12 protein-coding genes are annotated in these 13481 nt (G+C 70.3%); 4 read left to right on the top strand and 8 right to left on the bottom strand.

Annotation, left to right across the window (positions count from 1 at the left end; genetic code table 11):
• Positions 1–17: 17 nt before the first annotated feature.
• The 5 genes from TR46_RS12940 to ctaC form a co-directional block, all read right to left on the bottom strand.
• Positions 18–1922, bottom strand: a complete 1905-nt coding sequence (locus tag TR46_RS12940; protein WP_063770580.1) for an MFS transporter — start codon at positions 1920–1922, stop codon at positions 18–20.
• 197 nt (positions 1923–2119) lie between these two features.
• On the bottom strand, positions 2120–3376 hold the full coding sequence (locus tag TR46_RS12945) for a L,D-transpeptidase (RefSeq protein WP_084718394.1): 1257 nt from the start codon (positions 3374–3376) through the stop codon (positions 2120–2122).
• A gap of 169 nt (positions 3377–3545) precedes the next feature.
• A complete protein-coding gene (locus tag TR46_RS12950) occupies positions 3546–3944 on the bottom strand; it encodes a cytochrome c oxidase subunit 4 (protein ID WP_042398875.1) in 399 nt (132 codons plus the stop codon).
• Positions 3941–5707, bottom strand: coding sequence for an aa3-type cytochrome oxidase subunit I (gene ctaD / locus TR46_RS12955; protein ID WP_042398878.1), 1767 nt, complete (start codon positions 5705–5707; stop codon positions 3941–3943). The genes TR46_RS12950 and ctaD overlap by 4 nt, the downstream gene beginning before the upstream one ends.
• Entirely contained in the window at positions 5704–6573 is an 870-nt protein-coding gene (gene ctaC, locus TR46_RS12960) for an aa3-type cytochrome oxidase subunit II (protein ID WP_042398881.1), read from the bottom strand. Before ctaC ends, ctaD begins: the two co-directional genes overlap by 4 nt.
• A gap of 337 nt (positions 6574–6910) precedes the next feature.
• Here ctaC and TR46_RS12965 point away from each other — a divergent pair, with 337 nt between their 5' ends.
• Positions 6911–8290: a cysteine desulfurase/sulfurtransferase TusA family protein gene (locus TR46_RS12965; RefSeq protein WP_042399042.1), complete on the top strand. Its 1380-nt coding sequence runs from the start codon at positions 6911–6913 to the stop codon at positions 8288–8290.
• Positions 8291–8398: 108 nt separating this feature from the next.
• Here TR46_RS12965 and TR46_RS12970 read toward each other — a convergent pair whose 3' ends face one another.
• The gene (locus TR46_RS12970; protein ID WP_042398886.1) at positions 8399–9373 is read right to left on the bottom strand and encodes a carbohydrate kinase family protein; all 975 of its coding nucleotides are present in this window, start codon (positions 9371–9373) and stop codon (positions 8399–8401) included.
• 214 nt (positions 9374–9587) lie between these two features.
• On the opposite strand from TR46_RS12970, the gene TR46_RS12975 reads away from it, so the two are divergent.
• Together TR46_RS12975 and TR46_RS12980 are read left to right on the top strand one after the other, a co-directional pair.
• Complete coding sequence (locus tag TR46_RS12975) at positions 9588–9809, top strand: hypothetical protein (RefSeq protein WP_042398889.1); 222 nt, start codon at positions 9588–9590, stop codon at positions 9807–9809.
• Positions 9810–9896: 87 nt separating this feature from the next.
• Entirely contained in the window at positions 9897–10499 is a 603-nt protein-coding gene (locus TR46_RS12980) for a hypothetical protein (RefSeq protein WP_161790121.1), read from the top strand.
• Between the two features lie 64 nt (positions 10500–10563).
• On the opposite strand, the gene TR46_RS12985 is transcribed toward TR46_RS12980, so the two are convergent.
• Positions 10564–10917: a HesB/IscA family protein gene (locus TR46_RS12985; RefSeq protein WP_030248533.1), complete on the bottom strand. Its 354-nt coding sequence runs from the start codon at positions 10915–10917 to the stop codon at positions 10564–10566.
• A 156-nt stretch (positions 10918–11073) separates the two neighbouring features.
• Between TR46_RS12985 and TR46_RS12990 the strand changes: the two genes are divergently transcribed.
• Entirely contained in the window at positions 11074–11952 is an 879-nt protein-coding gene (locus TR46_RS12990; RefSeq protein WP_042398898.1) for a GNAT family N-acetyltransferase, read from the top strand.
• Positions 11953–11987: 35 nt separating this feature from the next.
• Here the strand turns inward: TR46_RS12990 and TR46_RS12995 are convergent, their stop codons facing one another.
• Positions 11988–13355 carry a pyridoxal phosphate-dependent decarboxylase family protein gene (locus TR46_RS12995; RefSeq protein WP_236655315.1) on the bottom strand — a complete coding sequence of 456 codons (1368 nt, stop codon included), beginning with the start codon at positions 13353–13355 and terminating at the stop codon, positions 11988–11990.
• Positions 13356–13481 lie beyond the last annotated feature (126 nt).

Here is a 13481-nt window from a genome sequence, read left to right on the forward strand (position 1 = left end):
GGGGTGCTGACGCCGGTTCAGCCCTCGCTGAACTCCAGCTGGGCGCCGATGTGGTGCAGGAACCTCTCCCAGCGGGCCACGAACTCCGGGTCGTGCGGGCTGAGACCGGTCGCCATCCTGGTGATCTGCGGGAGCAGGGACGGATAGCTCCCCAGCGCGAACGCCAGCAGCCGGAACAGCTCCGGATCGCAGTGCGGGTTGATCAGCCCGGCCTCCTGGCGCCGTCGGATCTCCTCCACCTGCGCCTGGATCACCGGCTGCCGCTCCTCCTCGTGCGGGACGGTCCGGTCCCCGTACGCGAGCGCCTCCCGCTGCAGGTAGCCGAGCCAGGAGCCGTCCCCCGCCTCGTGCTCGTGGTAGTGGTAGGCCAGGAAGTCGCCGAGTGCGTCCGGGGCCTCCGCGGCCCGTTCCAGCCGGGTCGACTTGATCCGGCCGAGCAGGTCGGTGAGCAGGGTGTCGCCCATCCGTCCGCCGGTGGACAGGAACATCGACATGGCGAACCCGGCCGCCCAGCCCGGCAGCCGCTCGATCAGCGCGTTGGACGGCTGCCCCGGCGTGTGCGGCAGCCGGAACACCAGCAGCGCCGCGACCAGCAGCAGCCCCGCCGAGATCGGCAGCACCTCGGAGAAGGCGGTGGCGTACGCCTTCCCCGGCGCGGACTGCCCGACCAGGTTGAAGAAGACCAGCCCGAACAGCGCCACCCCGAGCACATTGGCGGTCTGCATGGTCGTGGTGACGATGCCGGAACCCGATCCGGCGTCCTTGGGCGGAACGCCGGAGATGATGGTGCCGACCAGCGGGCTCATCCCCAGGCCCTGGCCCAGGCCGGTGATCAGCAGCGTCGGCGCCAGCGTCCACACGGTCAGCGAGGCCCCCGCGGTGTAGGCGGTGGCCGCCGTCGCCAGCAGGCCCAGTGCGGCCACCACATAGCCCAGGGTCAGCACATGCCGGCCGAGCACCGGCACCAGTCGCGGCGCCCGCAGCGAGGTGATGAAGAAGCCGAGGGCTGACGGTGTGTAGACCATCGCCGAGTCGATCGGCGAGAAGCCCAGGCCGGTCTGCAGATAGACCGCGAGGGTGAACAGGAAGCCGGCGTAGGAGGCCATGAACAGCAGGGCGATCGGCACCCCGCTGGCGAAGCTGCGGTTGCGGAACAGGTCCAGCCGCACCAGCGGCTGCCCGCCCTCCCGGCTGCCGAGCCGGCGCTCGTACTGGACGAAGGCATAGCCGGCCGGCAGCGCGGCGACCAGGCAGACCAGCAGCCAGGCGGGCCAGCCCTGGTCGCGACCGATCAGCAGCGGCACCGACAGCAGCAGCAGGAACAGCGTGACCAGGCCGACGCCGCCGAGGTCCAGCCTGGTGCGGGCGCTGGGCTCGTCCCTGGGCAGCCAGACCAGGGCGGCGGCGACCGCCAGCAGCCCGATCGGGACGTTCACCAGGAAGACCGGCCGCCAGGTCCAGCCGAACAGGTTCGCGGCCAGCAGGCCGCCGCCGATCAGCTGCCCGGCGATGGAGGCGATGCCGATGACCGCGCCGAAGGTGCCCAGCGCCTTGACCCTGGCCTGGCCCTCGTAGCTGGTCTGGATGATCGCCAGCACCTGCGGGTAGAGCATCGCCCCGCCCATGCCCTGGAGCACCCGGGCGACGATCAGCACGTCGATGGTGGGCGCCGCCCCGCACAGCGCGGAGGCGGCCGAGAAGACCAGCAGACCGGCCACGAACATGTGCTTGCGGCCGACGATGTCGCCCAGCCGCCCCCCGGTGACCAGCAGGGCCGCATAGGCGATGGTGTAGCCGGAGACCACCAGCTCGACCGCACCGAAGCCGGCGTGCAGGCCGCTGCGGATCGAGGGGATGGCGACATTCACGATGGCGACGTCGAGGATCGCCATGAAGGTACCGACCAGGACGACGGGCAGCACGAATCTCGACTGCCCCGGCGTCGTCCCGACGACTTGCTGGGATGTTCGGACCGCGGTCGCGCTCTCGGACAACGGAGTTCCCCTCCAGAAAGGCCAGGTGGCATGCCGCCGCCCATTGTTCAGGCGAACGTGCGTGCGCGTAGGGTCTTTTCGGAGGTTCCCCGCAGCCGAGAACGGTCGGGAACGCTCGGAAGCCCCTAGGCCTGCGGGCGGAGATACCCCGTGGGGCCCGCGGTGCGCGCGGTCGCCGAGCCGGTGTCGACCGGTTCGCCCAGCGCGCTGCCCTTGAGCCAGTCGCTCCAGGAGAGGTTCCAGTCGCCGAAGCCGTTGCTGAAGTCCTCCATCTGGTGGCCGCCGCTGTTGACGACCTGGACCACGTCGCCGGGCCTGACGTTGTCGTAGAACCAGTGCGCGTCGTCGGTGCTCATCCCGGTGCAGCCGTGGCTGACGTTGGAGACCCCCTGTGAGCCCACCGACCAGGGAGCGGCATGGAGGTACTCGCCGCTCCAGGTGACCCTGGTGTCCCAGCGCACCACCAGGTGGTACGACTCGGAGCTGCCGGCCGGGATGCCGATGGTGGTGGAGTCCATCAGCACCACCGGCGACCGCTCCAGGACCACCTTGTAGCCGCTGCGGGTGGCGAACCCGGGCTTCCCGGTGGTGATCGGCAGGGTGTTGACCACCTTGTCGTTGCGGTAGAAGGTCAGCTGGTCGGTGCCGGCGTCGGTGATGGCGAGCACCTTGTCCCCGGTGCTGAAGGAGGTCCGGCTGGGCGCCCCGGCGTACAGGCCGGAGCCGACCGGCAGGCCCGGCATGGCGAAGGCGGCGCTGACGACCGCGTGGGCGGGCCAGAAGGTCCTGGGACGGAAGTGCAGGGTGCTGTCGTCCACCCAGTACCAGCCGCCCTGCACCGAGGGGGTGGAGTCGACCGTCAGGCCGCGCTCCACGGCCTTCCTGGCGGCCTGGTCGTGCACGGGGGTGCTGAGGGTCGCGGTGATCGGCTCGCCGACCCCGTAGACGCCCTTGTCGCCCGGTGTGAGCTTCACAGTCAGGGTCTTCGGCGCCGGCCTGGTGGCGAACTGCTGGACGGTGGTGCCGCGCCCGCCGGCGCCGTTGTCGGCGCTGATCCGCACGGTGTACAGCTCCCCCGCGCTCAGCGGGGCGCTGGAGCGCCAGCTGCGGTCGTCGGCGGCGATCGCCCCGGCCAGCCTGCGCCCGGCGGCGTCCGCGACCACCACATCGGTGAGCTGCCCGTGCGCGGCGGTCACCACGACCGGCGCGGCCGGGTCCACGGTCCGTCCGGACGGACTGAGGCTGACCAGCCCGGCCGCATCCACTGAGGTCTCCTGGCCGAGGCCGCCGGAGCCGCCGCCGCACCCGCACAGCATCAGCGGTCCGGTCACCATCGCCACCACTGCCGCTGTCTTTGCCAGTACCCGAGCCCGAGCCCTCATGCCGCTGTCCTTCCGATGCGCCGTGAGTCGACGTACCGTCACATACTAGGAAGAGTCCAGTCATTTCACCCACTCGCAGCGCCCCAACGGGTGACGACGGTTCTCCGGGGCGACGAAAAGGGGCGGCAGACCGTGTGAAACGGTCTGCCGCCCCTTCAGGGGGAGGACGTCACTGCGTCTGGTTCTCGCCCCGGTAGTACTCGAAGACCCAGCCGAAGATGCCGATCAGCAGGATGGGGGCGGAGAAGTACATCAGCCACCAGCCGAAAATCACACCGCTGAACATCAGCGCCCCGCCGATGCCCAGGGACAGCGGCATCCAGCTGTGCGGGCTGAAGAAGCCCTGCACGCCGGCGTCGTCGGACACCTCGGCCTTGGGGTTGTCACCGGCCCCGGTGTCCACCCGCTTGGCGGTGAACAGCAGGTAGAAGGCGATGAACCCACCCAGCCCGAAGGCCATGAACAGCGCCGTGGTGCCGGTCGGGTCCTTGGACCAGATGCCGTACCAGATCGCGATGCCGAGGACGAAGACGGCGAAGCCAGCGAAGATCTTGCCCTGTTCCCTCATCGGTCACCCGCCTCCTTCTCGGTGTCGGCAGCGGCTGCCTCCAGTGCGGCGACCAGGTGCGGCGGCACCTCGCCGTGGTTCTCCAGGTAGTCCTGGGCCGCGATCTCCGGGTGGTGCAGGTCGAACGCCGGGGACTCGGAGCGGATCCGCGGCAGGGTGAGGAAGTTGTGCCGCGGCGGCGGGCAGGAGGTCGCCCACTCCAGCGAGCGGCCGTAGCCCCACGGGTCGTCGACGTCGACCTTCTTGCCGTACTTGGCGGTCTTCCACACGTTGTAGAAGAACGGCAGCATCGAGGCGCCGAGGATGAACGACCCGATGGTGGAGATCAGGTTCAGCGTGGTGAAACCGTCGGTGGGCAGGTAGGTCGCGTAGCGACGCGGCATGCCCTCGGCGCCCAGCCAGTGCTGCACCAGGAAGGTGGTGTGGAAGCCGACGAACAGCATCCAGAAGGTGATCTTGCCCAGACGCTCGTCCAGCATCTTGCCGGTCATCTTGGGCCACCAGAAGTGGAAGCCCGCGAACATCGCGAAGACGACCGTGCCGAACACCACGTAGTGGAAGTGCGCCACCACGAAGTAGGAGTCCGAGACGTGGAAGTCGATCGGCGGGGAGGCGAGCAGAACACCCGTCAGACCACCGAAGAGGAAGGTCACCAGGAAGCCGACGGTCCACAGCATCGGCGTCTCGAAGCTCAGCGAGCCGCGCCACATGGTGCCGATCCAGTTGAAGAACTTCACCCCGGTGGGCACCGCGATGAGGAACGTCATGAAGGAGAAGAACGGCAGCAGCACCGCACCGGTCACGTACATGTGGTGGGCCCACACGGTGACGGAGAGGCCGGCGATGGCGATGGTCGCCGCGATCAGGCTCTGGTAGCCGAACATCGGCTTGCGCGAGAATACCGGGACGATCTCGGAGATGATCCCGAAGAACGGCAGCGCGATGATGTACACCTCTGGATGGCCGAAGAACCAGAAGAGGTGTTGCCAGAGGATCGGCCCGCCGTTGGCGGGGTCGAAGACATGCGCACCGAACTTGCGGTCCGCCTCCAGCGCCAGCAGCGCGGCGGCCAGGACGGGGAAGGCCAGCAGCACCAGCACCGCGGTGAGCAGCACGTTCCACACGAAGATCGGCATCCGGAACATGGTCATGCCGGGGGCACGCATGCACAGGATCGTGGTGATGAAGTTGACCGAGCCGAGGATGGTGCCGAAGCCGGACAGCGCCAGACCCATGATCCACATGTCGGCGCCGACACTCGGCGAGTGGATCGCGTCGGACAGCGGCGAGTAGGCGAACCAGCCGAAGTCGGCCGCACCCTGCGGGGTGAGGAAGCCGCCCACCGCGATCAGCGAGCCGAACAGGTACAGCCAGTAGGCGAACATGTTCAGCCGCGGGAACGCCACGTCGGGCGCGCCGATCTGCAGCGGCATGATCCAGTTGGTGAAGCCGGCGAACAGCGGGGTGGCGAACATCAGCAGCATGATCGTGCCGTGCATGGTGAACGCCTGGTTGAACTGCTCGTTCGTCAGGACCGAGCCGTTCGGCTGTGCCAGCTGGGCACGCATCGTCAGCGCCAGGATGCCGCCGATGATGAAGAACGCGAACGAGGTGACCAGGTACAGCGTGCCGATGGTCTTGTGGTCCGTGGTGGTCATCCACTTGATGACCTGGGTCCCGGACTTGCGCTCCAGCGCGCTCTTCCGGCCGACGGTGGCGGTACTACCACCGCTGAGACCCTGGGGTTCGTTGAGGATCGTCATTTGGCGTTGTCCGCTCCGGTGGTCGTGATGCCCGCGGGCACGAAGCCCTTCTGGCCCTTGGCGCGAAGCTCGGCGATGTGCGCGTCGTACTCGGCCGGGGTGACCACCTTGACGTTGAACAGCATCTGCGAGTGGTCGACGCCGCAGAGCTCGGTGCACTTCCCGCGGAAGGTGCCGAGCTGGGTGGGCGTCACCTCGAACTTGTTCACCACACCCGGGATGACGTCCATCTTCATCAGGAAGTCGACCGGCCAGAAGCCGTGGATGACGTCACGCGAGGTGAGGTCGAACTCGACCTTCTCCCCCTGCGGGAGCCACAGCGTGGGCGGCGTGCCCGGGGTGCCGACGTCGTAGGCGCCACCGTCGTCACCGGCCACGTCGCCCTGGCTCTTGTTGGTGACGGTGTGGTTGTAGTTGAACGCCCAGCTCCACTGGAAGCCGACGACGTTCACCGTGGTGGCCGGCGTCGGGGTCTTGAGGAGGTAGTCCTCGTCGCGCGCGGTGTAGACGAAGAAGACCGACACCATGATCAGCGGGACCACGGTGAACAGTGCCTCGACCGGCATGTTGTACCGGAACTGCTGCGGCACCTCGATCTTGGTGCGGCTGCGCCGGTGGAAGAACACGCTCCACAGGATCAGCCCCCAGACGAGGACACCGACCGCCAGCGCCGCGATCCACGAGCTCTGCCAGATGAAGAGGACCGTCTTGCCCTGCTCGTCACGCGGAGTGGGCAGGCCGAGCCGAGGCAGTTGCGAGGACGAGCAGCCGGTGGCGGTGGCAAGGACGAGGCCCAGCGTCAGCGCTGAGAGCAGCTTCCGCCGCATCGAGCGCCGCGGCGAGCGGTCGGAGCCGTTGGGACTCACGTAGCGCCTTCCCGAAGTCTCGCCCGCTCACGCGCCACCCGGGTAACTGTGGTCCCGGCGGCCCGGTCAGCGGGCAGGGTTTGGATGTTTATGCGGGCCAAACCCTACTCCAGGCGTATCGGAGCTTCGCGGGCAGGTCCGGCTAACGCGCCGGGGCGGCCCCCTAACGGCCCCCGAACGGGTGGTTTCCCTGGTCAGATGGGCACTTCGCACACCCTGGGACCGTTCCGGCGACACGCCGGCGGCACCCGGCTGACACACCATAAGGCACCCAAACGATCACACTGCGGACGGCCCCCTGACGTCCCGACAAGCAACGGCTCGCTACCGTGTGGAGGTGCCGTACTTCGACGCCGCCTCGACCGCCCCGCTGCACCCGCTCGCCCGGCAGGCGCTGCTGTCCGCGCTCGACGAGGGCTGGGCCGACCCGGCCAGGCTCTACCGGGACGGCCGGCGGGCCCGGATGCTGCTGGACGCCGCCCGCGAGACGGTCGCCGCGGAACTCGGCGCCCGCACCGACGAGGTGGTGTTCACCACGTCCGGAACCCAGGCCAACCACCTCGCCGTCCTGGGCGCGCTCGCCGGGAACCACCGGAACGGGCGACACCTGGTCCACTCCGCCGTCGAACACTCTTCCGTACTCCATGCGGCCGAGCGGGCCGAGGCGGACGGCGGCAGCGCCTCCGCCGTCCCGGTGGACCGTCAGGGACGGGTGGACCCAACGGCATTCGCAGCGGCCCTGCGCCCGGACACCGCGCTGGCCGCCCTGCAGTCGGCCAACCACGAGGTCGGGACGGTGCAACCGGTCGCCGAGGCGGCCGCGCTGTGCGCGGAGCGGGGCGTACCGCTGCTGGTCGACGCGGCGCAGTCGCTCGGACCGCTGGGATCCCCGGCGGGCTGGTCGCTGCTGACCGCCTCCGCGCACAAGTGGGGCGGACCGGCCGGGGTCGGTGTGCTCGCGGTCCGCAAGGGCGTCCGCTACCGCTCGCCGCTGCCGGCCGACGACCGGGAGGCCGGGCGGGTGCCCGGCCATGTGAACGTCCCCGCGGTGATCGCCGCGGCCGTGGCGCTGCGGGCGGTCCGCCAGGAGGCTGCGGCGCTGAACCCGCTGCAGCACGCCAGGATCGCCCGGCTCCGGGAGGCCCTGCCGGGCCTGGTCCCCGACCTCGCGGTGCTGGGCCCCGCGGAGGAGCGGCTGCCGCACCTGCTGACCTTCTCCTGCCTCTACGTCGACGGGGAGGCGCTGCTCGGCGAACTGGACCGGGCCGGCTTCGCCGTCACCTCCGGCTCCTCCTGCACCTCCAGCACGCTGACGCCCAGCCACGTACTGGCCGCGATGGGGGTCCTCACCGAGGGCAACATCCGCGTCTCGCTGCCCGCGGGGTGCGAGGACGCCGACATCGACCGGTTCCTCGACGTCCTCCCGAACGCGGTCGCCGCGGTCCGGAGCAAGCTGGACGCACCGTCAGCGGCGGTGCCCACTGCGGACGAAGTGACCCTGGACACCCTGGGCCGACGCTGTCCGATCCCGGTGATCGAGCTCGCCAAGCACCTCACCGACGTCCCCGTCGGCGGAATGGTCCGAGTGCTCTCGGACGACGAGGCGGCGGCGCTGGACATCCCGGCGTGGTGCGAGATGCGTTCGCAGGAGTACGTGGGCAGCGAACCCGCGGCGGGGCTGAACGCAGTCGCCTACCTGATCCGCCGTCTTTCCTAGCCGCGCAGTTCCCCGCGCCCCCAGCAATTGCAACTGGCCCGGTTGCAACACCTCAGGGGCGCGGGGAACTGCGGGAACATCAGCCACAGCCGACGTAGAGCCGAAAAACTACCGCAGGTGCCCCCGCAGCTCCGCGGCCGCCTCCTCGCCGTAGGCCACGGCAAAGCGGTCAAGGAAGTGCCCGCGCCGCAGCTCGTACTCCTGCGTCCCCACCGTCTCGATGACGAGGGTCGCCAGCATGGAGCCGATCTGCGCGCACCGCTCCAGCCCCAGCTCCCAGGTCAGCCCCGCCAGGAACCCGGCGCGGAACGCGTCGCCGACACCGGTCGGGTCCGCCTTGACGTTCTCCGCAGGACAGTGCACCAGCAGCGGCGGCTCACCCTTCCGGTCGATCCGGGCGCCCTTCGCGCCCAACGTGGTCACCCGCACGCCCACCCGGTCCAGGATCTCCTCCTCGGACCAGCCGGTCTTGGTCTCGATCAGAGCCTTCTCGTACTCGTTGGAGAACAGGTAGGTCGCCCCGTCGACGAGACTGCGGATGTCCTCGCCGTCGAGCCGGGCCAGCTGCTGCGACGGGTCGGCCGCGAACGCGTACCCGCGGTCCCGGCACTCCTCGGTGTGGCGGACCATCGCCTCCGGGTCGTCCGCGCCGATCAGCACCAGGTCCAGGCTGCCGAGCCGCTCGGCGATCGGCCGCAGCTCGATGTTCCGGGCCTCGCTCATCGCGCCGGTGTAGAAGGACGCGATCTGGTTGTGGTCGGTGTCCGTGGTGCAGACGAACCGCGCCGTGTGCCGGGTCTCGGAGATCCGCACCGCGCTGGTGTCCACGTTGTGGCGGTCCAGCCACGAGCGGTACTCGGCGAAGTCCGCCCCGGCGGCGCCGACCAGGATCGGGTGCAGGCCGAGCACACCCATACCGAAGCAGATGTTGGGCCCGACCCCGCCGCGGCGCACATCCAGGGTGTCGACCAGGAAGGAGAGCGACACGGTGTGCAGCTGCTCCGCCATGAACTGCTCCGCGAAGCGTCCGGGGAAGGTCATGAGGTGGTCGGTGGCGATCGATCCGGTGACAGCGATGCGCACGGAATGGCTCCTCGAAGCGGGACTCGACGGGACTGCAAACACAGGATGCCGACAGATGCCGGCCGGGAACACCGTACCGGCCGCTCTCACGTGGTCACTCCACCGGCGCCTTCCGGTTACCCTCTGGTAGGCCTGGAATGCACTCTGTTCCCGATCTAGGGTCGAAGGAAGAGGCCGCGAGTACTCGCTGCCCGAACCGACCTCGGAGCACACCATGCTGCCCAGGAACAATCCGATCCACGTCCCGTCCCACCTGCGCGGTGACGCCGACCCCGACACCCTGGCCGGCCTCGTGCGCACCTCCCGCAGGATGGGCCTGTTCTGGCCGCTGCTGGCCGTGGACGCCAAGGGCGCCGCCCCGTCGCCGCACCCCGGCTTCAAGGTGAGCGACCGTTCCGCCGCCCTGGTCCGGGAGCTCTCCGACTTCGGCGACTGATCCGGCGGAACCTGTTCCGCACCTTCCGCGTCCCACTGTCGTTCAGCTGTAAGGGTCCGGCTATACGGGACAGCACGGGAGGCAGCAGTGACTCACAGGACGACTACTCGGACGACCGCGCGCACGCTTTCAGCACTCGCGGTGCTCGGGGCCGTCGCTCTCGGCAGCGCCACGGCCTGCGCTTCGGGCTCCTCGGCGACCGCCGGAGGCGCCTCGGTCTCGATCGAACCCTCGGCCTCGGCCTCGGTGGTGGTGCCGGTGCCCACGACGCCGACGCCCAGCGCCACCGCGCCCGCGACAGGGACCCAGTCCAGCATCCAGCCCGGCGGGCCGATCGTCCCCGCGCCCTCCGGCTCCACCGCGACCGGCCGCGCGGAGTCCGCCACCGGCTACTCCGCCGCCGGAACCACTCTCACGGTCCACTTCTACGGCCGTACCTGCGAGAAGTACGGCCTGCGCGCGAACCAGTCGGTGTCCGGCGAGGTCGCGGTGACGGTGGTGGTCACCCAGGGCGCCAAGGTCGGGGAGATGTGCCCGGCCGTGCTGACCCCGCAGACGGTCAGCACCAACATGGGCTCACCGCTGGACGGCCGCAAGGTGGTGGACACCACCACGGGGAAGCCCCTGCCCCTGGCCACCCCGCTGCCCAGTGGGGCCGTGGTCACCCACGGCCCGACCAAGCCGAACTGAGAGAGAACGGCGCCCCCACCCGGATCCGGATGGGGGCGCCGTTGCCCGCCCGTGCGCGGAGCGACTAGCTGAAGGAGTCACCGCAGGCGCAGGAGCCGGTGGCGTTGGGGTTGTCGATCGTGAAGCCCTGCTTCTCGATGGTGTCGACGAAGTCGATGGAGGCGCCGCCCAGGTACGGGGCGCTCATCCGGTCGGTGACGACGCTCACGCCGCCGAAGTCCTTCACGACATCGCCGTCGAGCGAGCGCTCGTCGAAGAACAGCTGGTAGCGCAGGCCCGAGCAGCCGCCGGGCTGCACCGCGACGCGCAGCGCGAGGTCCTCGCGGCCCTCCTGCTCCAGCAGGCTCTTGACCTTGGCCGCGGCGGCATCGCTGAGAAGGATCCCGCTCTCGACGTTGGTCTCGTCCTGGACGGTCATCTGCTTACTCCCGGGTTGTGACGACGTACTGCTGCTACCAGCGGCAAACCGGCGGCGTCCCCGAAGTATTCCGGGGACCTCCATGCTCGCACACTGCGCCACGAAGACGGCTGGAACCACCCCCCTCCCCCTCGGCACGGGGAGAGACTTGTCGGCATGATCCTGCGCCCGGTCCGTGACAGCGCCGCCGACGCCGCCGCCGTCCGCGCGGTCGCCAACGCCGCCTTCGACGCGCTGCGGCGCAGCCTGGGCGAGGAGCCCGCCGAGCCCACCCCGGCGTTCGTCGCGGTCGCGGACATCCGTACCCGGCACCTGGCCGTCACCGACCCCGGCGGCTGCTGGCTGGCCGAGAAGGACGGACGGCCGATCGGCACCGCGCTGGCCCTGCGCCGGGAGGGCCTGTGGGCGCTCTCACTGTTCTGCGTGGTCCCGGAGGAGCAGGGCAAGGGGGTGGGCCGACTGCTGCTGGACCACGCCGTCGCCTACGGCCGGGGGTGCCTGCGCGGCATGATCGCGGTCTCCGCCGATCCCGTCGCCGCCCGCCGCTACCAGGCGGCGGGGTTCACACTGCACCCGGCGATGGAGCTGACCGGGCAGGTCGACCTGGCGGCGCTGCCCGACCCCGGCGGCATCCCGGTGCACCTAGGCGACGCCGCCCATCTGGCCCTGCTGGACTCGGTGGACCGCCGCATCAGGGGCGGGGCCCACGGCCCCGACCACCCGGTGCTGCTGCGCACCTGCGACGAGCTGCTGGTGGCGGACACCCTCACCGGCAGCGGGTACTGCTACCGCACGGAGGGACGGATCGTCCTGCTCGCGGCCACCTCCCGCCGGCTCGCCTCCCGGCTGCTGACCGAGGCGCTGACCCGGATCCCGGCCGGGACGAAGGCGCGGCTCGCCAACATCACCGCCGAGCAGGACTGGGCGGTGTCCGTCGGCATGGCCGGCGGCCTCAGTGTGCACAACCGCGGCTACCTGGCCCTGCGCGGGATGCGCCCACCGGCTCCCTACCTGCCGTCGGGCGCCTACCTCTGACCCCGTGGACGCCGGCTGAAGCGGTCGACGGCAGCTCAGGCCATGGTGTCCAGGATCTCCCTGACCATCTCCATGGTGGTGCCGGGGTGCAGGAAGGCGAACCGGGAGACCACCTCGCCCTCCCACCCCGTCGGGGTGACGAAGCCCACCTGGTCCTTGAGCAGCTGCTCGGACCAGGCGTAGTAGTCCTCGGCCTGCCAGCCGCGGCGCCGGTAGACCAGGCAGGACAGCTCCGGCTCGCGGACCACCTCCAGGTGCGGGTACTCGGCGCGGATCAGCTCGGCGGTGTCCCTGGCCAGCCTGATCCCGGCCTCGACCGCCTCGCTGTAGGCGTCGGTGCCGTGCACCGCGAGCGAGAACCACAGCGGCAGGCCGCGGGCCCTGCGGGTGAGGTGGTAGGCGTAGTCGGTGGGGTTCCACTCCCGCTCGTGGTCGCCGGTGTGCAGCACGTCCAGGTAGGAGGCGTCCTGGGTGTGCACGGCCTTGGCCGGGCGCGGGTCCCGGTAGACCAGCGCCGCGCAGTCGAACGGCGCGAACAGCCACTTGTGCGGGTCCACCACGAAGGAGTCGGCGTGCTCGATGCCGTCGTACTTGGCCCGGACCGACGGGGCGAACAGCCCGGCCCCGCCGTAGGCGCCGTCGACGTGGAACCAGAGCCCGGACTCCCGGGCCACCTCGGCGATTCCGGCCAGGTCGTCGACGATCCCGGCGTTGGTGGTGCCGGCCGTGCCGACCACGGCGATCACCGATCCCGGGTCCTCGTCGGCGGCCAGCGCGGCCCGCAGAGCGGCTCCGGTGAGGCGGTGGTCCTCGGTCGGCACCAGCAGCTTCTCCACGCCGATGATGTTGAGGGTGTTGGTGACCGAGGAGTGGGTCTGGTCGCTGACCGCGATGCGCAGCCGCGCCCCGATGCCCAGACCGAGCCGGTGCCTGGCCGTGTCCCTGGCCACCACCAGCGCGGAGAGGTTCCCGGCCGAGCCGCCGGAGACGAAGCAGCCGCCCGCCGACTCCGGCAGTCCGGCCCGGTCCGAGATCAGCCGCAGCACCTGGTTCTCGGCGGCGATCGCCCCGGCCGCCTCCAGCCAGGAGATGCCCTGCAGCGAGGCGCAGGAGACCACCATGTCGAAGAGCAGCGCGGCCTTGGTGGGCGCACAGGGGATGAATGACAGATATCGGGGACTGTCAGCTGAGATCACCGCCCGCGACAGCTCGTGGTCGTAGAGCTTCAGCACCTCGGCAGGATCGTTTCCGCCGGCGCTCAGCAGCCCGTCCAGCACCGCACCGAGCCGCTCGCCGTCGCCCGGGTGGTCCAGCGGCACCGGGTCGTACTGCAGCCGCTCCCGCATGTAGTCGAAGACCAGGTCGACCGTCCTGGCGTCGTACCGGTGCATGCGCTGGGTCACGTGCGGGTCCTCTCACGGCGGGCTCAGGTCGTGATCAACCCTAGGCGGCAGGGATCCCACCCGGCATGTCAGAAACCACCGCCCCACGCAGCATTCCTGCGCGTCCGCGCCCCACCGCGACGGTTT

Origin of the sequence: Streptacidiphilus carbonis (assembly GCF_000787775.1) — a bacterium.
In the GTDB taxonomy this organism is placed as follows: Bacteria; Actinomycetota; Actinomycetes; order Streptomycetales; family Streptomycetaceae; genus Streptacidiphilus; species Streptacidiphilus carbonis.

Coding starts and splice junctions, on each gene's coding strand:
- TR46_RS12945 (WP_084718394.1), bottom strand. CDS start 3,376: ATGAGGGCTCGGGCTCGGGTACTGGCAAAGACAGCGGCAGTGGTGGCG.
- TR46_RS12950 (WP_042398875.1), bottom strand. CDS start 3,944: ATGAGGGAACAGGGCAAGATCTTCGCTGGCTTCGCCGTCTTCGTCCTC.
- ctaD (WP_042398878.1), bottom strand. CDS start 5,707: ATGACGATCCTCAACGAACCCCAGGGTCTCAGCGGTGGTAGTACCGCC.
- TR46_RS12975 (WP_042398889.1), top strand. CDS start 9,588: ATGCTGCCCAGGAACAATCCGATCCACGTCCCGTCCCACCTGCGCGGT.
- TR46_RS12985 (WP_030248533.1), bottom strand. CDS start 10,917: ATGACCGTCCAGGACGAGACCAACGTCGAGAGCGGGATCCTTCTCAGC.
- TR46_RS12990 (WP_042398898.1), top strand. CDS start 11,074: ATGATCCTGCGCCCGGTCCGTGACAGCGCCGCCGACGCCGCCGCCGTC.